Raw genomic sequence first — 25,714 nt, 5'->3', positions numbered from 1 at the left:
CGAGCGGGGTGCGCGGGTCAGGTCCGGCGAGGTCCATTCACGCCTTGCGCGGCAGGATCCCGTCCAGAACCATGCTGCGCAGGCTCGTCAGCACCTCGTCGAAAAACGCCGGATCATCCAGGGTCTTGCCGGTCACGGCCTCGACCTGAGTACGGAAGTCGGCGTAATGCTGGGTGGTCGCCCACAGCGTAAAAATCAGGTGGTGCGGATTGATGGGGGCCAGCTGACCGCTGTCGATCCAGTGCTGAATCACCGCCACCTTGGCCTGCACCGTGTCACGCAACGGGTGCTGCAACTCGCCCTGAATCAGCGGTGCGCCCTGCATCACTTCCATGCAGAACAGCCGGGATTCGGCCGGGTGATCGCGGGACATCTCCAGCTTGGCCTTGATGTAGGCGCTGATCGCCTGCACCGGCTCCTTGTCGGCGGTGAAGTGCACCAGCGGGCTCAGCCATACCTCGAGCAGCTGGCGCAGCACGTTCAGGTACAGGTCGTCCTTGCTGCTGAAGTAATACAGCAGGTTGGTCTTGGAGACGTCCGCCAGGCTCGCGACCTGATCCAGGCTGCTGCCATGCACGCCATAGCGGGAAAATATCTCCAGCGCCGCATCGAGAATCAGCGTGCGCTTGCCTTCCATCAGGCGCATGCGCCGCTTCAGGGACGTCGCACTGGGTTCGCGGGTCGTCTTGACCACAGTCTCTGGCTTGGCCTTGCGTACGCGTTTGTTCGCCGGGTCAGCCAGGGGAGGTTTCTTGTTCACGCACATCCATCCAGTGATGCCGAAATGAGCGGGCATCTTAACGGGCGCAGCTGTTTTGTCGATACGGATTGCCTGCGCCGTCCGCCCTGCCCCATCTGCGTGCGCCGCGCACAAACCAAGCGCTCTGATTCGGACCAAATGGTCTGAAACAAACAGTAAAAATTCACAAGCTATTGAATAAAAACAATAAAAATTTATGGCCCGCTTAATGCAAAAGCTTATTGAGAGACGATTGAAAGGCGATTCAAGTGCCGCCAGTCGCGCTTTGGCACGCATCGACCCACGCAGAGAGGCCTCATATGGACATTGGAATCTTCATCCCCATCGGCAATAACGGCTGGCTGATTTCCAGCAATGCTCCGCAGTACATGCCGACCTTCGAGCTGAACAAACAGATCGTGCAGAAGGCCGAGGGCTATGGCTTCGACTTTGCGCTGTCGATGATCAAACTGCGTGGCTTCGGCGGCAAGACGCAGTTCTGGGAACACAACCTGGAGTCGTTCACGCTGATGGCCGGCCTGGCCGCAGTCACCAGCCGGATCCAGCTGTTCGCCACCGTTGCCACCCTGACCATCCCGCCCGCCATTGCCGCGCGCATGGCCTCGACCATCGACTCGATCTCCAATGGCCGCTTCGGGATCAACCTCGTCACCGGCTGGCAGAAGCCGGAATACGAGCAGATGGGGCTGTGGCCGGGCGACGAGTTCTTCCACACCCGCTATGAATACCTGGCCGAGTACGCTCAGGTTCTGCGCGACCTGTGGGCCACCGGCAGCAGCGACTTCAAGGGCGAACATTTCAGCATGCAGGACTGCCGCGTCAGCCCTCGCCCACAGGCCGACATGAAGCTGATCTGCGCCGGTCAAAGTGAAGCGGGCATGGCGTTCTCGGCGCAATACGCCGACTACAACTTCTGCTTCGGCAAAGGCGTCAACACGCCCACGGCCTTCGCGCCAACCGCACAGAAACTGCTCGAAGCCAATGAAAAGACCGGCCGCAATGTCACCTCCTGCGTGCTGTTCATGATCATCGCCGACGATACCGACGAAGCCGCACGCGCTCGCTGGGAGCACATCAAGGACGGTGCCGACGAAGAAGCCATTGCCTGGCTGAGCGAAAAAGGCTCGGCGGATAAAAGTGCCGGCTCCAACCTGCGACAGATGGCCGACCCGACCTCGGCGGTCAACATCAACATGGGCACGCTGGTGGGCTCGTGGGCCACGGTGGCGAGAATGCTCGACGAGGTGGCCAGTGTGCCGGGGACTCAGGGCGTAATGCTGACGTTCGATGATTTCGTCAAAGGGGTCGAGGATTTCGGCGAGAAGATCCAGCCACTGATGACCAGCCGCAAGCACATCGCGCAGCTCAGGGAGGTGGTCTGATGACAACCCCGACAACCGTCGCAGGCGTTGACCTGCCGGACCTGCAGCCCGCCCGCGAGCTGCCCGCCCGTCCCGAGCCGCTGCGCATGAAACCCGGCGAAACCGCACTGGTGGTGGTCGACATGCAGAACGCCTACGCCTCGCTCGGTGGGTATCTGGACCTGGCCGGGTTCGATGTCAGCAGCACCGGGCCGGTTATCGCCAATATCAACAAGGCCTGTACCGCCGCGCGTGCAGCAGGCATTCCGGTGATCTTTTTCCAGAATGGCTGGGACCCGGCCTATGTCGAAGCCGGAGGCCCCGGCTCACCGAACTGGCACAAGTCCAACGCCCTGAAAACCATGCGCAAGCGCCCGGAACTCGAAGGGCAACTGCTCGCCAAGGGCGGTTGGGATTACCAGCTGGTAGACGAACTGACGCCACAGCCTGGCGACATCGTGGTGCCAAAAATCCGCTACAGCGGCTTCTTCAACTCCAGTTTCGACAGCGTGCTGCGCAGCCGCGGCATTCGCAATCTGGTGTTCACCGGCATCGCCACCAATGTCTGTGTCGAGTCGACCCTGCGCGACGGCTTTCACCTGGAATATTTCGGCGTGGTGCTGGCTGACGCGACCCATCAGGCAGGCCCCGAATTCGCTCAGCAAGCCGCGCTGTTCAACATCGAAACCTTCTTTGGCTGGGTTTCCAGCGTCGATGACTTCTGCACCACTTTCAGCCCTGTCGGGCAACCTTCGTGAGGACACCAGCATGACCAAGAAAGCGATCATCCCTGCCGGCACCAGCAAACCCATCGCGCCGTTCGTACCGGGCTCCATGGCCGACGGCGTGCTCTATGTCTCGGGCACGCTGCCGTTCGACAAGGACAACAACGTGGTACACGTCGGCGACGCCACTGCGCAGACCCGTCACGTGCTGGAAGCCATCAAAAGTGTGGTCGAGACCGCGGGCGGGACGCTGGACGATGTCACCTTCAACATGATCATGATTCGTGACTGGGCCGACTACGCCAAGGTCAACGAGGTGTATGCCGAGTATTTCGCGGGCGAGAAGCCAGCCCGTTACTGCATCCAGTGCGGCCTGGTCAAACCCGAGGCGCTGATCGAAATCGCCAGCATCGCCCACATCGGCTGAATCGCGACCGTGGGCAGTTGACGCCCACCCGGAGAAAACCCATGTTCCATGAGTTTCATGCCTGCCAGCATGCCGATGCACCGACCCTGGTGCTCAGTTCCGGGCTGGGCGGGTCTGGCCGCTATTGGGCGGATGACCTGGCACTGCTGACCCGCGACTACCGCGTGCTCGTCTATGACCATGCCGGAACCGGGCGCAGCCCTGCGGTGTTGCCGGCGGATTACTCGATCCGGCACATGGCTATCGAGTTGCTGGCCCTGCTCGACTCACTCGATATCCAGCGCTGCCATTTCATGGGCCATGCACTGGGCGGCCTGGTGGGTCTGGAACTGGCCCTGCTGCGCCCGGAACTGCTGCAAAGCCAGGTACTGATCAATGCCTGGAGCAGTCCGAACCCGCACAGCGCGCGCTGCTTTTCAGTGCGCAAAAAACTGCTGTTGAACAGCGGACCGGAGGCCTACGTACAGGCTCAGGCGCTGTTCCTCTACCCGGCAGACTGGATCGCCGCCAACGGCCCGCGGCTGGCCGACGACGAAGCCCACGCTCTGGCGCATTTCCCCGACACCGACAACCTGCTGCGGCGCATCCATGCGCTGGAAACCTTTGACGTGGCGGCCGAGCTTTCACGCATTCACACCCCGACCCTGCTGATTGCCAACCGCGACGACATGCTGGTGCCCTGGCAGCAATCCCGGCACCTGGCCAACGCCCTGCCGAATGCAACGCTGGTGCTGCTGGAATATGGCGGCCATGCCTCGAACATTACCGATCCACTGCCCTTCCAACGCGCCCTGCGTGCTTTTCTCAGCACACAACCCTGACACACAACCCTGAAAGGACTCTTCCAATGCCTACCTCCTCTGCAACTCCCGCCATTCTGCCCATCGCCGCTGTCAGCCAGCTGGCGTTTCGCGATGCGATGTCCGGCCTGGCCGCCGCCGTCAACCTCATCACCACCGACGGCCCTGGCGGACGCGCCGGCTTTACCGCGACCGCCGTGTGCAGCGTGACGGATCAACCGCCGACGCTGCTGGTCTGTATCAACCGCAGTGCGTCGGTGTATGACGCCTTCATCGAGAACGGCACGTTGTGCGTGAATACGCTGGGCAACGGTCAGCAGGACTTGTCCAACCTGTTCGGCGGCAAGAGCTCCCAGCAGGAGCGCTTTGCCGGCGGGCAGTGGGAGGCCGGCGTGACCGGCGCACCGGTCCTGGACAGTGCAAAACTGGCGCTCGACTGCAAAGTGAGCCAGTCAGTCAGCGTCGGCACACATGACATTCTGTTCTGCGAGGTGGTGGATATCAGGCATCAGAGCGGCGCAGATGCATTGGTCTACTTCGGCCGTCGCTATCATCACCTGCCGAGCGAAACGCCAGCGGCCTGAGGGCTTTGCCGGTTGACTGGCAGACTTGCAGAATGAACCAGCCAGAATGAGCCCGCCGGAATGTACCAAATAGACATGATTTTTTGCGACAGCTCCGTATACTGGCACTGTGAGATCAGAACAATCCTTGCAGTCAACGAGGTGAAGTCATGTCGATCAACAGCGCCTGCATTCTGCTGATAGCCGCCAGCAGTCAATCGTATGCTCGTTGCGCTTACCCGCCACCTGGCATGCCTACGCACGCAGGTGGCTGAGCATGCTGAAGAAAATACCGGTGGCTGATCTTGCCTTGGGCATGTACATCCATAAGATCTGCCGCCGCTGGACCAATGACCCATTCTGGATAGGCCTGGTCGAAGTCATGCTCGATGACGTTGAAGTGCTCGAGCGCATTCAGCAATCAGGTACCAAAGAAGTCTGGATCGAAACCGGCAAAAGCCGCGTCTTGGCCCCCCGGGCCTCAGCGCCATCGGCCAGCGACGATACAACGCCGGCCAGCCTCGAAAAGGAAATGCTGCGCGCCAGGCTGATCTGCGGACGGGCCAGGGATGCGGTCATGTGCATGTTTACCGAAGCGCGCATGGGCCGGGCCATGGATGTCGACAATGTGCAGTTGCTGGTGGAGGAAATCTCCAACTCGATCCTGCGCCATCCGCACGCGCTGATCAGCCTGTCACGCCTGAAAACGTCCGACGAGTACACCTACATGCACTCGGTGGCGGTCTGCGCGTTGATGGTCGCGCTGGCCAAACGCATGGGCATGCCTGACGATCAGGTCCGTGAGGCTGGCGTGGCCGGGCTGATGCACGATGTCGGCAAAATGATGATTGCCCCGGCGGTGCTCAACAAACCGGGTCGCCTGACCCGCGACGAATTCGAGATCATGAAGGCCCACCCCGAACTGGGCGTGAAGATCCTCATGGACACGCAGCCCGTGGCCGCGTCGGTGATTGACGTCTGCCTGCATCACCACGAAAAGGTCGACGGCTCGGGCTACCCGCACGGCCTGAAAGGCGACCAGATCAGCATCTTCGCGCGCATGGGCGCGGTCTGCGACGTGTATGACGCCATCACCTCCGACCGCCCCTACAAAAAGGGCTGGGGCGTTGCCCATTCGATTCGCGAGATGGCGTCGTGGCAGGGACATTTTGACGACGTGGTGTTTCAAAGCTTCGTCAAGACCGTGGGTATTTACCCGATCGGCACACTGGTACGCCTGGAAAGCGGGCGCCTCGGCGTGGTGGTCGAACAAGGTCAAGCGTCGCTGTTGAAACCGAAAGTGAAGGTTTTCATGTCAGCGCGCACCGGCAAGACGTTCGCCGCACAAGTCATCGACCTGGACTGCCCTTCCGACCCGGACAGGATCGCCAGAATCGAAAAAACCACCGATTGGGGGCTGGAAGAAGTCGATACGCTGTGGGCGGGCAGCCCGGCCTGAGTGCCCCGGTGAACGCCGTTGACGTCAACCCAGCAAGCCCAGTGTCTTGGCCCGCGCCACCGCTTGAGTGCGACGCTCGACCCCCAGTTTGCTGTTGATGTGACTGGCGTGAGTCTTGACGGTGTGCAGGGAGATGAACAGCTGCTCGCTGATTTCCTGATTGGAACAGCCCTGTGCAATCAGTTGCAGCACACCCAGTTCGCGCACGCTGAGGCAATCGCCGCCATGTGCCGCCTCGGGCGACGGCGTGCAACAGGCCGGAAGCTTTTCCAGCAATGCAGCTTGAACCCGGCAGGGTGGCAGTTGCACAAGTTGCTCATGCAGCCACTCGGGGTGCTCGCCCAGCAGCGCCTTGAACGGCATCAATGCACCGCCGGACGCTGCGGGCAGGCTGCGCAGCAACAATGCCCGCGCCTCGTCGCGTCGCGCCTGACTCAGCAGCAAGCCGATCTGCTGGCTCATGGCGATCAGCCCAAGCAGTTTTGCCCCCACCTCCTGAGCGCGCCGCTCGAGCGCCTGCAAGCGCTGCTCGCAGGCAACGCCGTCACCCTGCTGTCGTTCGAGTACGGCACGCTGCAACTCAATGTGTTGCGGCAGTTGCGGATGGCACTCGGGGGCCGCAGCACCGAGACCGCCGTTGTAGGTCTGCGTCAGGCGCAGCAGCCACGCTTCGGCAAGGTCCATGCGCCCCTGCAACAGCCACAGCTCGCATTTGACCAAGGTAATCATCGCTAGGTAGTAGATCGGCGGCACGTCCCAGATGTGCATCAGCCGTTCGGCCTCGGCGAGTTCGGCGAAGGCTTCGGCAAACCGCCCGGCACAGCCTTCCATGGTGGCGATCACGCAATGACCGATCAGCACACTGATGTCGCGACAGGCGCGCGCCTCGGCCAGACCGGCCAGCAATAACACCCGCCCTTCGTCCATCTGCAGACGCAGGGTCAGCAGGTAGCCTTCATACAGCATCAGGCGCGCGCGGACCGCGTAGAGCCGAACGGTGGACAAGCCTTTGAGGCGTTGCTGCCCCTGCCGCACTTCCTCGAGCGCGCGAAGAATTTCGCCACGCGCCTGCAGAACTCTGGCGCGGTCGTAATGCGCCAGCGCCTCGAACAACGGATTGGCGACCCGCTGGGCGAGCTCCAGCGCATCGCGATTCAACACGCGGGCGCGCCACAGATCACCGTTGGCGACCGCGAGGTTGGCCAGTGTCGACAGGCACACCAGCCGCTGGCCATAGCGTTTTTCCGGCAGGCTCAGCAGGGCTTCGGTGCAATAATGTTGAGTCTTTTCACTGTCTCCGCGGCCACGGGCGATGATGCCGCTGAGCGCCAGCCATTGGGCGAGCATGGATTTCTGAGCGGTTGCCGAGGGTGCCGGCAGAAAGCGGCTCAGTTGATTGGCCAGCTCTTCGGCGGCATCCAGCTGGCAGGCCAGCCCCAGCGCCCAGGCGTAAAGCACGATCAGGCGTGGCGTGCTGGTCAGCAGGTCGTCCGGCAAGTCCATCTTCCAGCGCAGCAGCATGCCGACATTCTGTTCGGCCAGCAGCTGTTCTTCGGAGAGGTTCTGCACCAGATTGGCGGCCACATCCAGATGCCCGGCGCGCAACGCCTGCTCGACCGCTTCGTCGAGTTGGCCCTGAGCGCTGAACCAGCGGCAGGCATTCAGGTGCAGGCGGGTCGGTGGTGCACCGGCCGCCTGCCGAGCGCGCAACAGATCGGAAAACAGATGGTGATAGCGAAACCAGTGGCCCTGCTCGTCCAGCGGCACCAGAAAGACCTGATGCGCCTGCAGATAACCCAGCATCTCGGCGCTGTCGTGACCATCCCGCGCGGCGTCGCACAGCTCGGCGCAAAAACGCTCCAGGCAGGCGGTGTCGTAGAGAAACGCCTGAACATCGGCCGGCAGGCAGTCGATCACTTCTTCCAGCAGGTACTCGCGAATCAGCACCTCACTGCCGCGCAGCGTCTGGGGCAAGGCGCTTTCATCACCGGCTTCGGACGCCGCCAGCAACCAGAAGCGCAGCCCGGCGACCCAGCCTTCGCTGCGCTGAATCAGGCTTTGCAACACCTCGCTGTCGAGCGAGCCGCTGTGCCGCCCCAGCACTGCCATGGATTCGGCGTGCGTGAGGCGCAGGTCCTGTTCGTTGATTTCCAGCAACTGCCGCGTCAGACGCAAGCGTGCCAGATGCCAGTCCGGGCGCTGTCGGCTGGTCACCATGACCACCAGCCCGGCCGGCAAATGGTTGAGAAGGAACTGCAGGCAACGATCGAGTACCGGCCCCTGGGCCAGATGATAGTCATCGAGCACCAGCAACAGCGGCTTGCTCAGCATCAAGTGCATGGCCAACTCGTCGAGCAGGCCGTCGAGCCACTCCTCGAAGGCAAACGGCTGGTGGCGCTGGCGCATCTTCAGCAGGCTCATCGCCTGCACGCCCAGTTGCGGGAAGAACTGTTGAAGGCTGGCCAGCAAACGCTCGAGAAAACGGCCCGGGTCGCTGTCCCGCGCGCTCAGACCCAGCCATACGTTTTGCCAGTTGTCCGGCAACCCCTGACAGAACTCGACAGCCAGCGAACTCTTGCCGAACCCGGCCGGGGCGCAGACCAGCAGCAGTCGGCCGCCAAGCCCGGCATCGAGACGCTGACACAGGCGCGAACGGGGAACATAACCCTCAGGCAGAGGTGGACGGAAAAACCGCCCTTCCAACGCAGGAATCGCGCCGTCTGCAAACCCTTGCATTCGGGACAGATCAGTCATGGCCGGCTCGTGTAGGAATCGTTGTTTCGGCATCGCGGTGTTCGGAGACTAGCGGGTAAATCGCTACTTTTAAAAGGCCATCACCGAAAAGACTGTAACAAAATTCCTACAGCTTATAAGGCCCCTTTCCACAACCGAAAAAGCCCCGATCAAGGGGCTTTTCAGGCGCACGAGGCAGTCGCTGCGCTACAACGTGTATCGGTCAGGTATCAACGAACCCCTTCCTGACGCAGCGCGTTGGGGGTGAAGTCGCTGGTGCCGGCCGTGAAGCCGAACTCGTAGGCCTTCTTCTCTTCGTTTTTCATGCCCAGCGCCACGTAGCGGCCCGATTGCAGGTCATACAGCGTTTCTACCGCGTACCACGGCACTTGCTTGTCGTAGTAGTTTTCCGAGTGCGCCTCGGCCACGCGCCACAGCTGACCACGCCCGTCGTAATGGTCGATGACGGCGGCCTGCCAGGTGTCTTCATCGATGAAGAAGTCACGCTTGGCATAGATATGACGCTGCCCTTCCTTGAGGGTGGCGGTCACGTGCCAGACGCGGCGCAGCTCGTAGCGGGTCAGGTCCTGGTTGATATGGCCGGCCTTGATGATGTCGGCGTACTTGAGCGTCGGATCGTCCAGCTTGTGGCTGTTGGCGGCGATGTACATTTCCTGCTTGCCGATCAGTTTCCAGTCATAGCGATCCGGCGCGCCGTTGTACATGTCAAGGTTATCGGAGGTGCGCAGGCCGTCGGAGGCAGTACCGGGGCCGTCGTAGGACACCTGCGGCGCACGACGCACGCGGCGCTGACCGGCGTTGTACAGCCACGCCGAGCGCGGTTCGGCCACTTGGTCCAGGGTTTCATGTACCAGCAACACGCCACCGGCCAGACGCGCCGGAGCGGTGACTTCCTGCTTGAAGTAGAACAGCACGTTGCCCGGATTTTTCGGGTCGAAATCCCTCATCTTGTCGCGAAACACGAACTGATCGGAGAAATACACCAGGCTGTAGGAGCCGTTGGGCTGTGGCGTGGCCTGGGTGACCAGACGCTTGACGCTGCCGCCCCGGTAACGGGTGATGTGGTTCCAGATGACCTCGACGCCACTGGCCGGGATCGGGAACGGGATGGCCGTATCGAAGTTTTCCAGACCACTGCCGCCACCGACCAGCTTGCTGGTGGTGGCGTTTTTTTTGATCGCGGCGAACACATCATCCGGCACGGTGGCACCGCGATGGGTCGGGTAGACCGGAATCCGGTAACTGTCCGGGTAACGCTTGAACATCGCGTATTGGCCCGGCGCCAGCTTGTCCTTGTACTGCTCGACGTTGGCCGCGGTGATGATGAACAGCGGTTTTTCACTGGCGTAGGGGTTGGCAAGGAAACCCTTGCTGTCCACCGCCCCGGCGTTCTTCGGCATCGGACTCCAGGCCGGAATGGTGTTGGCCGCATTACCGGCCTTTTCCGCGCCCATCGGCGTCAGCGAGGTGCCCAGCTTTGCCGCTTCGGACTCGGACACCGCCGCCATCACACCCGTCGCCAGCAGCGACATACCCAGAACCCCGACCTGCAACAGATTTTTTGTTATTTTCATGTTCATCGTCATCCTGAAAACCATGTTCTTAGAAGTTCATGCCGAAGCTCAGCGCCACGAAGTCCCGGTCATCGACCGTGGTGTACTTGCCATCAAAGAAGTTGGTGTAGGAAAGGTTCGCGGTGTAGGTGTTCTGGTACTCGGCATCGAGCCCCAGGCTGACCGCCTTGCGCCCCTCTTCGAAGTTGCCGCCTGGGCCGGGTGAATAGCCTTTGACGTCATGCGACCAGGCCACGCTCGGCTTGAGGTTGACCCCGGCGAACACGCTGTTGTAATCCCAGATGGCGCGGGCGCGGTAACCCCAGGAGTTGGCCGTGGTAAAGCCGTCGTCTTCGCAATAGCGGGTCAGGTTGTTCTGCTCGGCACCGGTCAGCGTGCCGGCGTTCAACGTTGCGCACTGACCGCCAGGCAGCGGCCCGGGGCCGTACACCGGATCGCGGCCGTAACGGATTTTGGAGGTGCTTTCGAGCCCGCCCACGTGCGTCCAGCCCACTTCACCGACCACCGTCAGACGCTCGGCGCCCATGACCTGATCGAAGAACTGGGTAAATGTGGTCTGCATCTGGGTGATTTCTTTGCGGCGATAACCGGCTTGATCCGTATTCGGCTGCCCGCTGAGCAGCGACACGTTGGGATTGAGCGGCGAAATGCCCGAATAGAGGATGTCGGTGGTATTGACCTGAATCGGCGCGTTGGGGCGGTAGCTGATCTCGCCGCTCCACGCCGTGCCGGTGGGCAGCGTGGTCGAGAAGCTCAGGCCGTACAGACGAATGTCTTCGGGGTATTCGACGTAGTAACTGGAGTTGCCCGCCACCACCACCGGCAGCAGGCTGGGGGCCAGCGCGGCGGCAGTGCTGGCAGGAATGCCGTTGCGCACCAGCGAACCGACCAGCCCTTGCGGGCTGAACGAAGCAGCCGAGCCGCCGCGCCCGCTGAAAATCGGTGCACGGCTGTGGTAATTCATCATGTACGCGCCGAACTCGGTGTCCAGCGGTTCGAAGTTGTAACGCAAGGCAAAACCGAACTGGCCGCTGTCGCGCGCATCGCGGTCAGGGCCTCGGCGCACCACCGCGCCCTCATCCGGGTTGCCGAACACCACGCCCTGCTGCGACAGCGAATTGAACACCGCACCGCGCGCCCCGGCTGGCAGACCGGCCGCCGTCAGCGAGCTGTTCAGGCCGCTGCGGCTGCGCAAGACCGCGAGGTTGTTGTTGCAGCCATCGGCAATCACATCGGGTTGCGAGAAGAAAGTGCCGCAGTTGTCGACGACCGTCTGGTCCCATTCCAGCTGGTAGAAACCTTCGGCAGACAGGTTGTCGGTCAGGCTCTGGGACAGGTAGAACATGTTGACCGGAATCAGGCCTTCCTTGATTTCCGAACCGGGTCGCCGGAAGGCCGAAACATCGACCGGGTTGACGCTGTTGATGCCGCCCTGAATGAAGGTACTTTCCCCCCAACTGATGACCTGTTTGCCGAAGCGCACCGCGCCCGGCTGATCGGCAATCGAATAGTTGTGATAGACGAAGGCGTCGAGCAGCTGGAACCCGGACGACTTGGCGCCCTCCTTGCGGCCCGAGTCGCTGATGTCCTTGAACTCGCGGTTTTCATCCTTGAGTTCGAAGTCGTACCAGTATTTGCCGCGCAGGAACACACCGGTATCGCCGTACTTCAGTTCCAAATCATGAATGCCCTTGAAGATCTTCGAAAACGTCTCCCCACGCTTGAAGTTCAAGTGACCGTCATCGGACGTCTGCGACAGACCACGCCCGCCGTTGTTGGCGCCGATCAGGTTCTTGTCGGGATTGGCAGTCGACCAGCTCGCCCCCACTGACAGCGACGAGTCGAAACTGCCTTCGATCTCGCCGACATTGAAGGTCACGGCAAAGGCCGGGCCGGCGAGCGACGAGGCAAGGCTGACGGCCAGAGGCAGCCTGGCCCGACGCCAGAAGGGGGATGTGCTTGTCATCGACGCTACTCCTTGTGTTTTATTGTTATGGCGGTGGGGAAATCCAGAAACGAATCAGTCATCGAATCAACACACGCGCCAGGTCCGTTCTTGCCATTCCCGGTGCTGACTATAGCCAGCACGCTCTGACGCTAGATCCCTCTAAAGTGTGATTTGCACGACCAACGCCTCTGGACCGACCGTTTCCGGGAAGCCGCCAAAAAACATGTGGCGGGGAGGATGGCGTAATTTGCAAATTTGGCAAGTCACAGAGCAGGACCTGCAGCGCAGACACGTGCCGTCGCCAACGGATACGCCATGCCCGAGGTGTCAGAGGGTCGAGAGAAAGGCACTGTTGCTGCTTTGCCACTCCACGATGTCCAGGCGCATGCGTTTCTTGTCCAGCTTGCCGACGCTGGTCTTGGGAATTTCGGTAACAAGCGCGATCTGGCTGGGAATCGCCCACTTATTGATGTGACCTTGCTCAACAAACGGCTTGAGGTGCTCCTTCAAACCCTTAGCGTCGAGCTGGTGCCCATCGCGAATCACCAGCAAGGCAAACGGCCGTTCTCCCCATTGCGGATCGGCGATGCCGACCACTGCCACTTCGCGCACTGCCGGATGGCGGCTGCACAAGTCCTCGAGTTCCAGCGAGGAAACCCATTCGCCACCGGTCTTGATCACGTCCTTGATGCGGTCGCGAATGTCGATGAACCCCATGCCGTCCAGCGTCGCCACATCGCCGGTGTGCAGCCAGCCGCCCGCCCACAACTCGGCGCCTTTTTCGGGCTCGCGAAAGTAGCTTCCGGTCAGCCAGGGCGCACGCAACACCAGCTCTCCCTGGGTTTCGCCGTCGGCCGGGAGGAAGTTGCCCTGCTGATCGATGATGGCGGCTTCCACCAGCATTCCCGGCACGCCGGCCTTGATCCGGTAGGTGATGCGCTCGTCTTCACTGCCGGCTTTCAACTCTTCGTTGATGTGCGCTACGGATATGAGTGGTCCGGTTTCAGACATGCCGTAGGCGGCAGTGAGCTGGATGCCGCGGGATTTGGCGGCCTGATACAGGCTGCGAGTCAGGGAACTGCCGCCAATGATGATCTTCCAGCCACCGAAATCGACGCCCTGGGCAGACTTGGCGTTGAGCAGCATTTGCAGAATGGTCGGCACGCAATGGGAAAAGGTGACGTTCTCCCTGCGCCAGAGCTCCACCAGCAACTCGGGATCGTAGCGGCCGGGGTACACCTGTTTCAGACCGAGCATGGTTGCCGCATAGGGAATGCCCCAGGCGTGCACGTGAAACATCGGTGTGATGGGCATGTAGACGTCATCGGTGCCCAGCAGCCGGGTGCTGTCGATACAGCCCATGATGGTCGCCACGCCCATGGTGTGCAGCACCAGTTGGCGGTGGGTGAAATACACCCCTTTGGGGTTGCCTGTGGTGCCGGTGGTGTAAAACGTGGTGGCGACCGAGTTTTCGTCGAAATCCTCGAACACGTATTCGGGGCTGGCCGCCGCCAGCAGGGTCTCGTACTCGCCCACCAGGTTGGGCAGCTCGGCGCTCTTGTCTGGCAAATCCGTCAGCAACAGGGTCTTCTCGACCGTGCTCAGGTGTCCGGACATCGCCTGATAGAGTCCCGTGAACTCGCTATTCACCAGCACCAGACGGTCATCGGCGTGGTTGATGGTGTAGGCGATCTGCTCGGGAGAAAGTCGCACATTGACGGTGTGGATGACCGCGCCAATCATCGGGATGGCGAACATGCATTCCAGGTAGCGGTGGCTGTCCCAGTCCATCACCGCCACGGTATCGCCAGCCTTCACGCCCGCCGCTGTCAGTACGTTGGCGAGGCGACAGATGCGTTCGTTGAGGGTGGCGTAGGTGTAGCGGACCGAATCACGGTAGATGATTTCGCGCGTCTTTTCATAACGACCGCCCGACAGCAGCAGGCGCTTGATCAACAGAGGGCACTGATACGCGCCATCGGCGGGCGGAAGAACGCGAGTCTGTAACATATGAAGCCCTTTTTCAAAGTCCATAAGCGTGCTGAAAATATGCACTCTAGGGCCTCGGGCTGCCAGTGAAATCAGTAAAAGGGATGATTTTTCGAGACGCCCCGCGCTGTCTGCAAGGGGCGTCCGGACTGCTGCATGTGCTCGGTTAGCGGCGTACTGAACTCAGGTTTCAGCGCACTTCGGTCAGCGCCAGTTTGATGCCCAGCGCGATCAGCACGCCGCCCATGGCCCGGTCGAACCAGTGCCCCATGCGCGCGAATCCTGCGCGCACCCGGGCCTGGCTGAACAGTCGCGCCACCAGACAGAACCACGCCGCCGTCGCCAATGCGAGGTACACGCCGTAACCGCCCTGCACCAGCAATGGCGTGTGCGGATTGATCACCACGGTGAACAGCGAGAGGAAGAACAGCGTCGCCTTGGGATTCAGGCCATTGGTGACGAAACCGCTGATGTAGGCACCGCGTGCCGTGCGCTCGCCGGGAGTGGCCTTGATGGCGGTATCCCCCGTTGCAGCGGCCGGCTTGGCGCGCAACGCCTTGATGCCGATGTACAGCAGATAGGCCGCGGCTGCCCATTTCAGCGCGTTGAATAGCACGATGGACTGGGAGACGATAATCCCGATCCCCAGCAGCGAATAGCCCACATGCAGAAAGATCGCCGAGCCGACGCCCAACGCCGCCCAGGTCCCGGCTTTGCGCCCATGAGTGACGCTCTCACGCACCACCACCGCGAAATCCGGACCGGGGCTGGCAACCGCCAGCAAGTGAATCAGCGCAACGGTAAGAAATTCTGCCCAGTACATGTGGGACCTCCTGGAGGGTTGACGTCTGACCCGGCAGATTACGCTGTCTGATGTCTTCGCAACAGATGCCGGCATTGGCGCGGCGCTGGGCGTGCTCTAACTATCGTGCGACGTTCTGCGCCCTCCTGGCGACGCAGAGCGTCGCGAACTGCGTTCCCACGCTGGAGCGTACGGAACGATAACCCCACTATCGTGCGACGCTCCGCGTCCTCGTGACGACGCAGAGCGTCGAGAACTGCGTTCCCACGCTGGAGCGTGCGGAACGATCATCGCAACTATCGTGCGACGCTCCGCGTCGCATGCCGTTCCGGACGCTCTGCGTCCTCTTGGCCCATATCCTGTTAGACTGCGCGCTTTTTCAGGAGCCATTCCATGGACCCGCGCAGTGAAGTGTTACTCCGTCAGGCCGAGCTGTTTCAGGGCTCGCTGTTGTTGGTCGGGCTGCCCGCCGATGACCTGCTCGGAAAACTGCCGGACGCGCGTGGTTGGTGCTGGCACGCCGGTGATCAGACGGCCCTGGATGCGCGTTTTGAAGGGCGCGTGGATTTCGGCGTCGAGACGCCACAGACTGGCTTCGAAGCCGCCGTGCTGTTCCTGCCCAAGGCACGTGATCTGACCGACTACCTGCTCAATGCACTGGCCTCGCGACTGGCCGGACGCGAGCTGTTTCTGGTCGGCGAGAAACGTGGTGGCATCGAAGCGGCTGCCAAGCAACTGAGCCCGTTCGGCCGCGCGCGCAAGCTGGACAGCGCCCGCCACTGCCAACTGTGGCAGGTCACCGTCGAGCACGCACCGCAAGCCGTCAGCCTGGACAGCCTCGCCAGGCCCTACCAGATCGAATTGCAGGACGGCCCGCTCACCGTCGTCAGCCTGCCCGGTGTGTTCAGCCATGGCCGGCTCGACCGTGGTTCAGCCTTGTTGCTGGAAAACATTGACAAGCTGCCCAGCGGCAACCTGCTCGATTTCGGTTGCGGCGCCGGCGTGCTGGGCGCGGCGATCAAGCGTCGTTACCCGCATAACGAAGTCATCATGCTCGATGTCGATGCCTTCGCCACCGCCAGTTCGCGCCTGACCCTTGCCGCCAATGGCCTGCAAGCCCAGGTGCTGACCGGTGACGGCATCGACGCAGCGCCGATGGGCTTGAACACGATTCTGAGCAATCCGCCGTTCCACGTCGGGGTTCATACCGATTACATGGCAACGGAAAACCTGCTGAGAAAAGCACGCCAACATCTTAAATCAGGTGGCGAACTGCGCCTGGTCGCGAATAACTTCCTGCGTTATCAGCCGCTGATCGAGGAGCATGTCGGGCAGTGCGAAGTCAGGGCTCAGGGTAACGGTTTCAAAATCTACAGCGCCAAACGCCCCTGAAATAAGCACTTGCCGAAACGTTTTCGCGGAGGCAGAATCCGCTCCGTCCTAGGGGAGTAGTCTCCCACGAGCGCCATGCTCGTCCGGCACGTATCAACATACTTGGTCCTCAGACCATGGTACGTGCGACCCGGAATCCGCTCAGACGGATCGGTGGTTTGACAAGACCTATGACACGAACACCTTACCCGGGGCGGGGAGGTCGTACGTGTCATAGCCGTGTCGACCCGCCCCTCAGGAAGCCTGATGCTGGAATCATTCTTAGTCCCTACCGCAGTGGTCGCGCTCGCCGAAATCGGTGACAAGACGCAGTTGCTCGCGCTCGTTCTCGCCGCGCGCTTTCGCAAGCCATGGCCGATCATTGCCGGCATCGTTGCCGCAACCCTCGCCAACCATGCAGCCGCCGGCGCAGTGGGTGCGTGGTTCAGCAGTTATCTGTCAGACGCAGTGCTGCACTGGATCCTCGCCGCCAGCTTTACCGCCACGGCGCTGTGGACACTGGTTCCGGACAAGATGGACGACGACGAAGCCAGCACGGCACGCAAGTTCGGCCCGTTCATGACCACGCTGATCACGTTCTTCATCGCTGAAATCGGTGACAAGACGCAGATCGCCACGGTGATGCTGGCGGCGCAGTATTCCTACCTGTGGCTGGTCATTCTGGGCACCACGGTGGGCATGCTGCTGGCCAACGTGCCGGTGGTGCTGGCGGGCAATTTCGCCGCCGAGAAGCTGCCGCTGACCCTGATCCGCCGACTGGCTGCCTGCGCGTTCTTCGTGCTGGCGCTGGTGGCGGTTTACAAGGCAATGCAGGTCAGCGGCTGGGTGTAATGCCGGCCCGTAGCGTTGCGAAAACACTCGCAACGCTACGGGCGACTCATCCACTCAGGATTTAGCGGCTTTCTGGTACAGCGGCATGACTTTCGGTATGGCAGCCTGCAACGAGGCGATGCGACTTTCCGAGGCCGGGTGAGTGCTCATGAACTCAGGCTGCGAACCACCGGAGTTCTGGGTCATCTTCTGCCACAGGGTGATCGCTGCATTAGGGTTGTAACCGGCGCGTGCGGCCAGTTCCAGACCGAGCAGATCAGCTTCGTTCTCGTTACTGCGGCTGTTGGGCAGCGTCAGGCTGTAGTTGACCACGGTATCTGCCAACGCCAGGCTGTCCTGACCCAATCCCAGCAAGGCGCCTGCGCCCTGCTTGGCCATCGAAACACCGTACGCCTTGGACATCGCTTCACGCCCGTGCTCGCGCAACGCATGGGCGATCTCGTGGCCCATGACCGCAGCGATTTCATCGTCGGTCAGTTTGAGGGTATCGATCAGGCCGCTGTAGACAATGATCTTGCCGCCAGGACCACAGTTGGCGTTCAGCTCGTCGCTCTTGATCAGGTTGACTTCCCACTGCCACTGCGCCGAATCAGGTCGCAATTTGGGCGCCTGGGCAATCAGTCGATCGGCGATTGCATGAACCCGCCTGGCATTTGCGCTGGTGGTGTCCAGTACCCCTTTGCTGGTCGCCTCGCCAACGGTCTGCTGGTAGGACTGGGCGTACATTTTGTTGACTTCATCCGTCGAGAGCATGCTGAACATGTACTGTTTGCGCTCCACACCGACCGAGTCGCCACTCGTGGTATTGACTGCCTGACACCCGCCGAGCAGCAACGCAGCGCTCAAGGCACAGAAGGCAAATGAAGGACGCATGGTGTATCTCCTAGTGTATGAAACGGTCATTCCCGGGGCAGACCTCTGCGCCAGATACCGGCCAGCTGGCATCTTGGTCTTTGCACAGGGGCTGATGGTTCCCGCAGGTGTGTCCAGTTTGTATCAGATGTACTTCAACGCGGATATCGGATTTGTCCGATTCGGCGTTTTTTGCCTGGCCCGACTAGCTCAGAGGCGTAAGGCACTCAGGGGCATTGAGCTTGGGATCATTGACCAGATTGGCCAGTGGCCGCTCGCGCAGCGCCGTCTGCGGGGCAGCCAGCAACGCTTGCAGGGTCGGCAGCGGCGTGTCGGCGGCCAGCCAGTCTTTCTGGCCCTTGGCGTCCAGAATCAATGGCCGGCGCTGGGTTGCCGCGGCCTGGGTAACCACTGCGACGCTCAGGTACGTATGCCCCTGCACCGGATAGGCTTCCCAGATCGCGGCGAAAAACAGCGCGGCGCCCTCCCCCGGCGTCAGCCAGAACGGGCGTTTGCGTACCGTGCCGCGCCATTCGTAAAAGCCGTTGGCGGGGAGCAGACAGCGGCGATGGGTGAAGGCATCGCGAAACATCGGCTGCTCGGCCACCGTTTCAGCGCGGGCATGGGCAGGCGTTTTCGACAGGTCAGTGAGCCAGGCCGGCGTCAGGCCCCAGCGCGCGCGCACCAGCTCGATGCCCTCCGCGTTGTCGGCGGCACGCATGATCAACACCCAGTCGGCTGGCGAAATATTCCATTGCGCCTGCTGATCGGCAGGGAAACCGGGCAAGGCGGCAAAGGCAGGGGTCCAGCGAAACAGGGCATAGCGTCCACACATGGGGGCTAATCAGACTCGTTTGAAGGTGCTCAGCACACCAGTACATCGGGGAAGTCGTCCGGCTCATCGCCAGACAGGGGCGAGGCGCTATTGTACGCAGTGATCAACGCTCGTGCGCGAGCGACCTGCGCATCTTCGACCTTGAGGGCCAGAAGCCCCAGCCCCGGCAGCTCGCCCATCGCCCCAAGCAGATCACGACCGGCCAGATGCGCGTTGATGCCTTCGCTGGCAAGCATTGCCAGCAGCAACTCGGCCTCCATCAGGTTCTCGGGCTCGTAGATCTTCTGCATCACTCGTTCTCGCTGCGAACATCCAGATTCCAGTCTTCGCCGTCGGTCTGCAGGTCGAAAACGATCGGGCGGCAACAGACCGGACAGTCTTCAATGTACTGTTGATCGCCGCCGGAAATATCCAGTACGGCTTCGACAGGTTCGCCGCAATAAGGGCAGTCGTAACTCTGTAATTCCTGCATCACGGTCTCCGGGATCAGTTATGCGTATAATTGACCCATTCTTCAGAAGGCAGTTTTAACAAATCCGTCTTCTTTTTACCCTATTCGATTCAAACAAGAGAGCATGATGGGCGAATTTGATGCCATCCGACCTTACAACGATGCAGAAGTCCCCGCCGTATTGGCACGTCTGCTGAGCGACAAAGCCTTTCTCGCCATTCTGACCCGGTTCCGCTTTCCCCGCCTGGCGGGCGCATTCGGCTGGCTGCTGCAGCCAACCCTGGCACGCAAGCTGCGCCGCGAATTTGCCGGTATCGACTCGGTCGCCACGCTGCAGGACAAGGTTGAATATTATGTCGATCACACCATCGAACGCGCCACCGACGGGGTCACCTACACCGGCGTCGAACAGCTGAAGTCCGGTTGCGCCTACCTGTTTCTGGCCAACCATCGCGATATCGTCATGGACCCGGCGTTCGTCAACTATGCCGTGTACCACGCAGGCCTGCCCACTCCGCGCATCGCAATCGGCGACAACCTGCTGCAAAAGCCATTCGTCAGCGACCTGATGCGCCTGAACAAGAGCTTCATCGTGCATCGCTCGATCACCGGGCGGCGCGAGAAGATGGCGGCTTATCAATTGCTGTCGGCGTACATCAATCACTCGATCACCCAGGACTGCCAGTCGATCTGGATCGCTCAGGCCGAAGGCCGCGCCAAGGACGGTGACGACCGTACCGAGTCGGCGATCCTCAAGATGTTCCACATGAGCCGCAAGGATGAGCCGTTTGGCGACGTGATTCGTTCGCTGAACCTGATCCCGGTGTCGATCAGCTATGAGTATGATCCGTGCGACAGCGCCAAGGCCCGCGAGCTGTACATTCGTGCGACAACCGGCGCCTACACCAAGACGCCAGGCGAAGACGACGTGAGCATTGCTCTGGGGATCACCGGCTATAAAGGCCGTGTGCATGTGAACTTTGCACCGCCGATCACCGAGCACTTCGAGGACACCAAGCAACTGGCCATCGAGATGGACCGGCAGATTCTCGGCGGCTATCGGCTGTTCCCGGTGCATTACCTGGCGTACGCACAGTGGAGCGATGCCGATCCGGCGCTTGAAGTGCCGAAGGCTGAAGCCCTGTTCCCGGCCGATGAACTCGAACGTGCCAGGGAGGAGTGGGAAAGTCGTCTGGCAGGCACGCCGATCGAGCACCGCCCCTACATGATTCAGCAATACGCGACACCGGTGCGCAACCAGTACCGCGTCAAGGCAGGGCTGGCGCTTTAAGACCTGCGCGAGAATGCCTACCGTACCCATGCTCCGCGTGGGTACGCCGTTGCGGGCGCTTTGCCTCCGGTCGTGGGCGCGTCAGCATGAGGAACGATAGGTGTGCGGGCGAGCACGCATCCTGCTCAGGCTCCGCGTGGTCATACGCCCTCCGAAACATTCTGCATGACAATTCTCTGCCGCTGTCACCCCAGCGTCATACTTCGCCTGCATTGTGTGGCTCCTCGAGAAACGGACTTCCCTCTCTTTGGAGCTTGTCATGCTGCATGCAAAAAATCAGGATCGCCTTTATCTCATTGCCCCAAGCGATGAGCAGCAGGAGTTGATCGATGGCCTGGCCTTCAATGTTCAGGACCGCCACTGGCTGGTCTACTGCGCACTGGGCGGGCATGTTCATCATGATTTGCCGGATCTGGATCAGGATACGGGGTTGAGTTTCCTGGACTTCTACCAGCAGGCAGCCTGATAGCAAACCCTGAACAGCAAAAAGCCCGGCCCCTTCAACAAGGGCCGGGCTTTTTTTATCGCGACGGTTAGAGGCTTACTGCGACAGGGTCGAACCGATGGTCGGGTCCTGGAAGACGCGAGTCAGCGCGTCACTCAACACGTCGCTCACCAGCTTGGTGTTGGTTTCCTGGTTCGGCGCCATACCGAAACGCTGGTCCAGCGATGCGGCGTAACGACCACTGTAGGTGCGACCGTTATTGCGCACGTCAGCGCGGAACGTCGAGCTGATGGTGGCTTCAGTCACGTACAGACCTTCCTTCGGCGACTGGTACTTCAAGTCTGCCAGGGTCACGGTCAGCTGTGGAGCGTTGCCGCTCTGGGTTGGCGTGAAGCCCAGCAGGCGCACGGCCGCTTCAGCCTGTGCCTGAAGCTTGGGAACGATATCGGCACCGTTGACGCTGATTGCGCTGGTTTCCGGGTACATGCCACCGCGCGTACCCAGCGTCGGCCCAGGACGGCCGTCGACGACACGCACCACCACAGGCTGACCACGCCCTACGGCCGCCAGCTGCGCGTTGAGCTTGGGCGTGGGGCTGAGTTGTTGCGGACTGTGGGCACAGCCCACCAGGGTCAAACTGCTTACAGCAAGCAAACCGAACAAAATGCGACGCAGCATGCTCATTTCTCCATGGGCCAGACACTGAATGTGCCGCAGTATAGCGGCCTGTAACAGCCGCTAACCAGAGGCCACTGACCGTTAAGCCTCGGACATTCGACACGCATCGGGGTTCACGCAGCAACGCAGGGCAAGATTCATCCAGCACGGTGTAATCAGGGCGTCACATCCACGCGGCAGACTCGCCTCCATCGCCCAGACGCTCATTAAAGTCACAGGAGCTGCGCCATGAATCTGTTCCGGTCTCTGTTCACTGCACGCCCACAGCATCGCCACTACGCGCGTATCGATCAGGCAGGCGTCTGCCGTGCGTTCAAACACTGCGCGCAACGTCCGACCGGCGTGGAATGGGTCGAAGTGACCGAGCAACGGCTCAGCTGGCTGAATCAGCCCCTGCCCGCCAGCGCCCGCGTGACGCAGCGTAGCGAACGCTCACCGCGCGGCCAGTTGCTCACCGCCTGACCGGGGAGCGAATAAAAGTCATTTAAAGCGATCAATTCCTGCCATTTCATCGCTATAATCTCCCCCCGATTATAAGGACGTCTCCTGATCGGGCCTCGCAGCACTGCTAATCGCCGTATTAGCGCCTTCGTAATGCCCACAGAGAGCCGCCCACACAGGTCATTTGCGCACGAGTGTGCTCGATGAAAGGTGAAGAATGCTCGAATCGTATCGAACCTTTCTCGCCGGCCAGCGCCTCACTCTTTATGCGCCTGACCTGCCAGCGCTGTCATCGCAGCCATTTCGAGGTTTGGTTCGCGTTCCCAAAAGGACGTGAAAAACGGGTTTCACTACTTCACAAGAGTGTGGCGAGCAAATGAATAGGTACGCGTTTGTAAATGCACCATCAGCGTCTGAACCGGCTCTCTTGAACAGGACTGACCGCAGCCGCGCCTCCATGACCGGAGCCTGACGCCATCGACAGGAGCCCGTTGCACAAGGGGCTCCCTGACGATGGTCGAATGGCCTCGCGGGCCTGGAAATGCGTTCATGAAGCATTGATGAACCATGACCGGGCCTGACCGGGACCTGCGCTTTGGATGCGAAAAATTGCGAAGAATCGGTCAGGCGATCCTGGCCAGGCAAGCGAGGGTAGAGAGTTGATCCAGCCCGCGAACACCTGGCAACCAGCCTCAGGATCGTATGCCGTCAATTTGGTGCTGCAGATTTTGGAGACGCGTTAATGGCGCATAACGAAGCAGTCGATGTAGTACTGGTCGGAGCGGGCATCATGAGTGCCACTCTGGCGGTATTGCTAAAAGAGCTCGACCCCGGCATCACGCTGGAAGTCGTTGAGCTGATGGATTCCGGTGCTGCGGAGAGTTCCAACCCGTGGAACAACGCCGGCACCGGCCACGCCGGTCTGTGCGAGCTGAACTACACGCCGCCTGCGGCTGATGGCTCCATCGACATCAAGAAAGCGGTGCACATCAATACCCAGTTCGAAGTCTCGAAACAGTTCTGGGCCTACCTGGCACGCAAGGGCACCTTCGGTTCAGCCCGCTCATTCATCAACCCGGTTCCGCACCTGAGCTTCGTGCAGGGCGAAAAAGGCGTCTCGTTCCTCAAGACCCGTTTTGCAGCCATGAGCAAGCATCACGCCTTCTCCTCGATGGAATACACCGAGGACAAGGCAAAGCTGGCCGAGTGGATGCCACTGATGATGCCTGGCCGGCCTGCGGACGAAAAAATTGCCGCAACGCGCATGATGAACGGCACCGACGTCAATTTTGGCGCGCTGACCAATCAACTCCTCGGCCACCTCACCAGCGCTCCAGGCACGCAGATCAAGTACCGCAGCCGTGTGACCAACCTGACCCGCAACGGCGCCGGTTGGACCGTCAGCGTCAAGGACGTGAATGGCGGCGGCACGCGTGAGATAGATGCCAAGTTCGTGTTCCTCGGTGCCGGTGGCGCAGCGTTGCCGCTGTTGCAGTTGTCGGGCATCGAAGAAAGCAAGGGCTTTGGCGGCTTCCCGGTCAGCGGCCAGTGGCTGCGTTGCGACAACCCGGAAGTGGTCAAGCACCACCAGGCCAAGGTCTACAGCCAGGCCGCCGTGGGCTCGCCGCCGATGTCGGTGCCGCACCTGGACACCCGCGTGGTCGATGGCAAGAAATCCCTGCTGTTCGGACCTTATGCCGGTTTCACCACCAAGTTCCTGAAACACGGCTCGTACCTCGACCTGCCGCTCTCGGTACGCGTGGCCAACATCAAACCGATGCTGGCGGTGGCGCGCGACAACATGGACCTGACCAAGTACCTGGTCAGCGAAGTGATGCAGTCGATGGAGCAACGCCTGGAATCGCTGCGCCGCTTCTACCCGGAAGCGAAAGCCGAAGACTGGCGTCTCGAAATCGCCGGTCAGCGCGTGCAGATCATCAAGAAAGATGCGAAAAAAGGCGGCGTCCTGCAATTCGGCACCGAGCTGGTGTCTGCACAGGATGGCTCGCTGGCCGCACTGCTCGGCGCTTCGCCAGGCGCTTCGGTGACTGTGTCGATCATGCTGGAGCTGCTCGAGCGCTGCTTCCCGGAGAAAACCCGCACGGAATGGGCGACCAAGCTCGAAGAGATTTTCCCGGCCCGGGAGAAGATCCTCGAAACCGATGCGCCGCTCTACGAGCGTATCAGCGCGCAGAACGACGAGGCGCTGGAACTGGTCGAGAAAAGCAGCCAGGAACACAGCTTCGCCTGATCCGGTCGCTGCTGTGCTGTAACAAAAAGCCCCGTGAGCCTTTACCAGCCACGGGGCTTTTTATTGCGTTTATTGCAGGTGACGGTCAGAGGCTTCTGGACAGTACGGCAATGTGCTCGGGGCCAATCCCGCAGCAGCCGCCAATGTGCGTGGCGCCGCGCTTGACCCAGTCTGCCGCCCACTGCTGATAGCCCTGCGGGTCAAGGTCTTCACGCAGCTCATCCAGACCGTCGTTGGCGGTGGCGTCCTTGGGTTGCGGCGGGAAGGCGTTGGCATAGGCGCCGATGGCAATGTCGACGTTCAGCGACGTGAACACCTCACGCGCTGCATCGATTGCGCCACCGATCACCTCTGGCTGACTGCAGTTGAACAGCAGCGTGGCGACACCCATTGCTGCGGCAGCCCTGGCGGCGTCGGCGACCGGCTCACCTGAGCGCAGGCGCGGGACCTCGTCAGTATCTTCATCCTGCAGGGTGAACGACAGCCAGAACGGTTTGCCGTCATTGGGCAGCCCGGCGCGGATGGTCTGCGCTTCGAGAATGCAGCTCTGGGTTTCGGCCAGCCACAGATCGACATACGGCGACAGCCCGGCAATCAGTGGTTTCAGAACGTCGGCAGCCAGTTGCGGCTGATAGAGATCAGGGCGATAGGAACCGAACAGCGGCGGAATGGAGCCCGCTACCCGGGCGCGTCCGCCAGAAGCATCGGCCGATTCGCGCGCCAGTTGCCCGGCCAGCGCTGCCAATGCCTGACCCTCGCGGGCAAAACGCTCTTCGCCAATATGAAACGGCACGACGGCGTAGCTGTTACTGGTGATGACCTGAGCACCACTTTCGATATAAGCGGCGTGTACCGCACTCACCGCTTCGGGTGCTTCACTCAATGCCAGAGCCGACCATTCAGGCTGGCGGAACGGGGCTCCGCGACGCTGCAGTTCACGGCCCATGCCGCCATCGAGAATTACAGTTGTGCCTTGCGTCATATGTGATCTGCTTATATGTATATGAAAAAAACTCATTATGAGTCAGTCTTGTATAACGTATTTAATACGGCCCTTTCATCAAACTACAAACACTTTTTCAGGG

The 25,714-nt window shown here is 61.0% G+C and carries 25 protein-coding genes and 1 riboswitch; of the genes, 13 read left to right on the top strand and 12 right to left on the bottom strand.

Going from position 1 to position 25,714, the window contains the following annotated elements; translation table 11 throughout:
* Positions 1–37: 37 nt before the first annotated feature.
* Positions 38–766: a pyrimidine utilization regulatory protein R gene (rutR, locus tag AC54XV_RS05615; protein WP_024640133.1), complete on the bottom strand. Its 729-nt coding sequence runs from the start codon at positions 764–766 to the stop codon at positions 38–40.
* Positions 767–1,059: 293 nt separating this feature from the next.
* On the opposite strand from rutR, the gene rutA reads away from it, so the two are divergent.
* From rutA to AC54XV_RS05585, 6 genes are all read left to right on the top strand, one after another.
* Positions 1,060–2,142 (top strand): pyrimidine utilization protein A, encoded by a 1,083-nt coding sequence (gene rutA / locus AC54XV_RS05610; protein ID WP_054092400.1) that lies wholly within the window; start codon positions 1,060–1,062, stop codon positions 2,140–2,142.
* Positions 2,142–2,879, top strand: coding sequence for a pyrimidine utilization protein B (rutB, locus tag AC54XV_RS05605; RefSeq protein ID WP_004406882.1), 738 nt, complete (start codon positions 2,142–2,144; stop codon positions 2,877–2,879). The genes rutA and rutB overlap by 1 nt, the downstream gene beginning before the upstream one ends.
* Positions 2,880–2,889: 10 nt before the next feature.
* On the top strand, positions 2,890–3,273 hold the full coding sequence (gene rutC, locus AC54XV_RS05600; protein WP_003408714.1) for a pyrimidine utilization protein C: 384 nt from the start codon (positions 2,890–2,892) through the stop codon (positions 3,271–3,273).
* Positions 3,274–3,314: 41 nt separating this feature from the next.
* Positions 3,315–4,094 carry a pyrimidine utilization protein D gene (rutD, locus tag AC54XV_RS05595; protein ID WP_057457499.1) on the top strand — a complete coding sequence of 260 codons (780 nt, stop codon included), beginning with the start codon at positions 3,315–3,317 and terminating at the stop codon, positions 4,092–4,094.
* 26 nt (positions 4,095–4,120) lie between these two features.
* On the top strand, positions 4,121–4,657 hold the full coding sequence (gene rutF / locus AC54XV_RS05590; RefSeq protein WP_011266758.1) for an NADH-dependent FMN reductase RutF: 537 nt from the start codon (positions 4,121–4,123) through the stop codon (positions 4,655–4,657).
* 256 nt (positions 4,658–4,913) lie between these two features.
* The gene (locus tag AC54XV_RS05585; RefSeq protein ID WP_148192974.1) at positions 4,914–6,095 is read left to right on the top strand and encodes an HD-GYP domain-containing protein; all 1,182 of its coding nucleotides are present in this window, start codon (positions 4,914–4,916) and stop codon (positions 6,093–6,095) included.
* A 24-nt stretch (positions 6,096–6,119) separates the two neighbouring features.
* Here the strand turns inward: AC54XV_RS05585 and AC54XV_RS05580 are convergent, their stop codons facing one another.
* The 5 genes from AC54XV_RS05580 to AC54XV_RS05560 all read right to left on the bottom strand — a co-directional run bounded on the left by AC54XV_RS05580 (position 6,120) and on the right by AC54XV_RS05560 (position 15,183).
* Positions 6,120–8,849: a winged helix-turn-helix domain-containing protein gene (locus tag AC54XV_RS05580; RefSeq protein WP_181004657.1), complete on the bottom strand. Its 2,730-nt coding sequence runs from the start codon at positions 8,847–8,849 to the stop codon at positions 6,120–6,122.
* Positions 8,850–9,058: 209 nt separating this feature from the next.
* Complete coding sequence (locus tag AC54XV_RS05575; RefSeq protein ID WP_024660938.1) at positions 9,059–10,423, bottom strand: DUF1329 domain-containing protein; 1,365 nt, start codon at positions 10,421–10,423, stop codon at positions 9,059–9,061.
* A gap of 28 nt (positions 10,424–10,451) precedes the next feature.
* Entirely contained in the window at positions 10,452–12,389 is a 1,938-nt protein-coding gene (locus AC54XV_RS05570) for a DUF1302 domain-containing protein (RefSeq protein WP_011266754.1), read from the bottom strand.
* Positions 12,390–12,698: 309 nt separating this feature from the next.
* Entirely contained in the window at positions 12,699–14,381 is a 1,683-nt protein-coding gene (locus AC54XV_RS05565) for a fatty acid--CoA ligase (protein WP_496718101.1), read from the bottom strand.
* A gap of 169 nt (positions 14,382–14,550) precedes the next feature.
* Positions 14,551–15,183 (bottom strand): LysE family translocator, encoded by a 633-nt coding sequence (locus AC54XV_RS05560; protein WP_496718100.1) that lies wholly within the window; start codon positions 15,181–15,183, stop codon positions 14,551–14,553.
* A gap of 372 nt (positions 15,184–15,555) precedes the next feature.
* On the opposite strand from AC54XV_RS05560, the gene AC54XV_RS05555 reads away from it, so the two are divergent.
* Positions 15,556–16,554, top strand: coding sequence for a methyltransferase (locus AC54XV_RS05555; RefSeq protein WP_058398343.1), 999 nt, complete (start codon positions 15,556–15,558; stop codon positions 16,552–16,554).
* A gap of 38 nt (positions 16,555–16,592) precedes the next feature.
* A riboswitch (yybP-ykoY riboswitch) is annotated at positions 16,593–16,731 on the top strand.
* Between the two features lie 69 nt (positions 16,732–16,800).
* Positions 16,801–17,385, top strand: coding sequence for a TMEM165/GDT1 family protein (locus AC54XV_RS05550; RefSeq protein ID WP_003408669.1), 585 nt, complete (start codon positions 16,801–16,803; stop codon positions 17,383–17,385).
* 54 nt (positions 17,386–17,439) lie between these two features.
* Here AC54XV_RS05550 and AC54XV_RS05545 read toward each other — a convergent pair whose 3' ends face one another.
* The 4 genes from AC54XV_RS05545 to AC54XV_RS05530 all read right to left on the bottom strand — a co-directional run bounded on the left by AC54XV_RS05545 (position 17,440) and on the right by AC54XV_RS05530 (position 19,544).
* Entirely contained in the window at positions 17,440–18,258 is an 819-nt protein-coding gene (locus tag AC54XV_RS05545) for a M48 family metallopeptidase (protein WP_004406896.1), read from the bottom strand.
* A gap of 184 nt (positions 18,259–18,442) precedes the next feature.
* Complete coding sequence (locus tag AC54XV_RS05540) at positions 18,443–19,072, bottom strand: SOS response-associated peptidase (RefSeq protein ID WP_004406897.1); 630 nt, start codon at positions 19,070–19,072, stop codon at positions 18,443–18,445.
* 29 nt (positions 19,073–19,101) lie between these two features.
* Positions 19,102–19,362 (bottom strand): putative signal transducing protein, encoded by a 261-nt coding sequence (locus AC54XV_RS05535; RefSeq protein ID WP_003318203.1) that lies wholly within the window; start codon positions 19,360–19,362, stop codon positions 19,102–19,104.
* Complete coding sequence (locus AC54XV_RS05530) at positions 19,362–19,544, bottom strand: CPXCG motif-containing cysteine-rich protein (protein ID WP_004406898.1); 183 nt, start codon at positions 19,542–19,544, stop codon at positions 19,362–19,364. The genes AC54XV_RS05535 and AC54XV_RS05530 overlap by 1 nt, the downstream gene beginning before the upstream one ends.
* Positions 19,545–19,647: 103 nt before the next feature.
* Between AC54XV_RS05530 and AC54XV_RS05525 the strand changes: the two genes are divergently transcribed.
* Both AC54XV_RS05525 and AC54XV_RS05520 read left to right on the top strand, forming a co-directional pair.
* The gene (locus AC54XV_RS05525; protein ID WP_003421706.1) at positions 19,648–20,814 is read left to right on the top strand and encodes a 1-acyl-sn-glycerol-3-phosphate acyltransferase; all 1,167 of its coding nucleotides are present in this window, start codon (positions 19,648–19,650) and stop codon (positions 20,812–20,814) included.
* A 259-nt stretch (positions 20,815–21,073) separates the two neighbouring features.
* Positions 21,074–21,280 carry a hypothetical protein gene (locus tag AC54XV_RS05520; protein WP_003346138.1) on the top strand — a complete coding sequence of 69 codons (207 nt, stop codon included), beginning with the start codon at positions 21,074–21,076 and terminating at the stop codon, positions 21,278–21,280.
* 75 nt (positions 21,281–21,355) lie between these two features.
* On the opposite strand, the gene AC54XV_RS05515 is transcribed toward AC54XV_RS05520, so the two are convergent.
* On the bottom strand, positions 21,356–21,937 hold the full coding sequence (locus AC54XV_RS05515) for a YajG family lipoprotein (protein WP_004406899.1): 582 nt from the start codon (positions 21,935–21,937) through the stop codon (positions 21,356–21,358).
* 228 nt (positions 21,938–22,165) lie between these two features.
* Here AC54XV_RS05515 and AC54XV_RS05510 point away from each other — a divergent pair, with 228 nt between their 5' ends.
* The 3 genes from AC54XV_RS05510 to mqo all read left to right on the top strand — a co-directional run bounded on the left by AC54XV_RS05510 (position 22,166) and on the right by mqo (position 24,629).
* Entirely contained in the window at positions 22,166–22,399 is a 234-nt protein-coding gene (locus AC54XV_RS05510; protein WP_004406900.1) for a hypothetical protein, read from the top strand.
* Positions 22,400–22,581: 182 nt separating this feature from the next.
* Positions 22,582–22,758 carry a hypothetical protein gene (locus AC54XV_RS05505; RefSeq protein ID WP_154232346.1) on the top strand — a complete coding sequence of 59 codons (177 nt, stop codon included), beginning with the start codon at positions 22,582–22,584 and terminating at the stop codon, positions 22,756–22,758.
* A gap of 362 nt (positions 22,759–23,120) precedes the next feature.
* Positions 23,121–24,629, top strand: a complete 1,509-nt coding sequence (gene mqo / locus AC54XV_RS05500; protein ID WP_004406901.1) for a malate dehydrogenase (quinone) — start codon at positions 23,121–23,123, stop codon at positions 24,627–24,629.
* An 85-nt stretch (positions 24,630–24,714) separates the two neighbouring features.
* Here the strand turns inward: mqo and AC54XV_RS05495 are convergent, their stop codons facing one another.
* The gene (locus AC54XV_RS05495; RefSeq protein WP_058398340.1) at positions 24,715–25,611 is read right to left on the bottom strand and encodes a homocysteine S-methyltransferase family protein; all 897 of its coding nucleotides are present in this window, start codon (positions 25,609–25,611) and stop codon (positions 24,715–24,717) included.
* Positions 25,612–25,714 lie beyond the last annotated feature (103 nt).

The sequence above is a fragment of the Pseudomonas fragariae (ex Marin et al. 2024) genome, assembly GCF_059621105.1.
The sequence above is the reverse complement of the archived record's forward strand: the minus strand, read 5'-3'. Positions and strand labels throughout refer to the sequence as shown.

Coding starts and splice junctions, on each gene's coding strand:
- rutR (WP_024640133.1), bottom strand. CDS start 766: ATGTGCGTGAACAAGAAACCTCCCCTGGCTGACCCGGCGAACAAACGC.
- rutA (WP_054092400.1), top strand. CDS start 1,060: ATGGACATTGGAATCTTCATCCCCATCGGCAATAACGGCTGGCTGATT.
- AC54XV_RS05585 (WP_148192974.1), top strand. CDS start 4,914: ATGCTGAAGAAAATACCGGTGGCTGATCTTGCCTTGGGCATGTACATC.
- rutB (WP_004406882.1), top strand. CDS start 2,142: ATGACAACCCCGACAACCGTCGCAGGCGTTGACCTGCCGGACCTGCAG.
- rutC (WP_003408714.1), top strand. CDS start 2,890: ATGACCAAGAAAGCGATCATCCCTGCCGGCACCAGCAAACCCATCGCG.
- AC54XV_RS05505 (WP_154232346.1), top strand. CDS start 22,582: ATGAAAGGTGAAGAATGCTCGAATCGTATCGAACCTTTCTCGCCGGCC.
- AC54XV_RS05525 (WP_003421706.1), top strand. CDS start 19,648: ATGATGGGCGAATTTGATGCCATCCGACCTTACAACGATGCAGAAGTC.
- AC54XV_RS05555 (WP_058398343.1), top strand. CDS start 15,556: ATGGACCCGCGCAGTGAAGTGTTACTCCGTCAGGCCGAGCTGTTTCAG.
- AC54XV_RS05560 (WP_496718100.1), bottom strand. CDS start 15,183: ATGTACTGGGCAGAATTTCTTACCGTTGCGCTGATTCACTTGCTGGCG.
- AC54XV_RS05580 (WP_181004657.1), bottom strand. CDS start 8,849: ATGACTGATCTGTCCCGAATGCAAGGGTTTGCAGACGGCGCGATTCCT.
- rutD (WP_057457499.1), top strand. CDS start 3,315: ATGTTCCATGAGTTTCATGCCTGCCAGCATGCCGATGCACCGACCCTG.
- AC54XV_RS05550 (WP_003408669.1), top strand. CDS start 16,801: ATGCTGGAATCATTCTTAGTCCCTACCGCAGTGGTCGCGCTCGCCGAA.
- AC54XV_RS05540 (WP_004406897.1), bottom strand. CDS start 19,072: ATGTGTGGACGCTATGCCCTGTTTCGCTGGACCCCTGCCTTTGCCGCC.
- AC54XV_RS05520 (WP_003346138.1), top strand. CDS start 21,074: ATGCTGCATGCAAAAAATCAGGATCGCCTTTATCTCATTGCCCCAAGC.
- AC54XV_RS05535 (WP_003318203.1), bottom strand. CDS start 19,362: ATGCAGAAGATCTACGAGCCCGAGAACCTGATGGAGGCCGAGTTGCTG.
- AC54XV_RS05510 (WP_004406900.1), top strand. CDS start 22,166: ATGAATCTGTTCCGGTCTCTGTTCACTGCACGCCCACAGCATCGCCAC.
- AC54XV_RS05515 (WP_004406899.1), bottom strand. CDS start 21,937: ATGCTGCGTCGCATTTTGTTCGGTTTGCTTGCTGTAAGCAGTTTGACC.
- AC54XV_RS05575 (WP_024660938.1), bottom strand. CDS start 10,423: ATGAAAATAACAAAAAATCTGTTGCAGGTCGGGGTTCTGGGTATGTCG.
- AC54XV_RS05530 (WP_004406898.1), bottom strand. CDS start 19,544: ATGCAGGAATTACAGAGTTACGACTGCCCTTATTGCGGCGAACCTGTC.
- mqo (WP_004406901.1), top strand. CDS start 23,121: ATGGCGCATAACGAAGCAGTCGATGTAGTACTGGTCGGAGCGGGCATC.
- AC54XV_RS05565 (WP_496718101.1), bottom strand. CDS start 14,381: ATGTTACAGACTCGCGTTCTTCCGCCCGCCGATGGCGCGTATCAGTGC.
- AC54XV_RS05545 (WP_004406896.1), bottom strand. CDS start 18,258: ATGCGTCCTTCATTTGCCTTCTGTGCCTTGAGCGCTGCGTTGCTGCTC.
- rutF (WP_011266758.1), top strand. CDS start 4,121: ATGCCTACCTCCTCTGCAACTCCCGCCATTCTGCCCATCGCCGCTGTC.
- AC54XV_RS05570 (WP_011266754.1), bottom strand. CDS start 12,389: ATGACAAGCACATCCCCCTTCTGGCGTCGGGCCAGGCTGCCTCTGGCC.
- AC54XV_RS05495 (WP_058398340.1), bottom strand. CDS start 25,611: ATGACGCAAGGCACAACTGTAATTCTCGATGGCGGCATGGGCCGTGAA.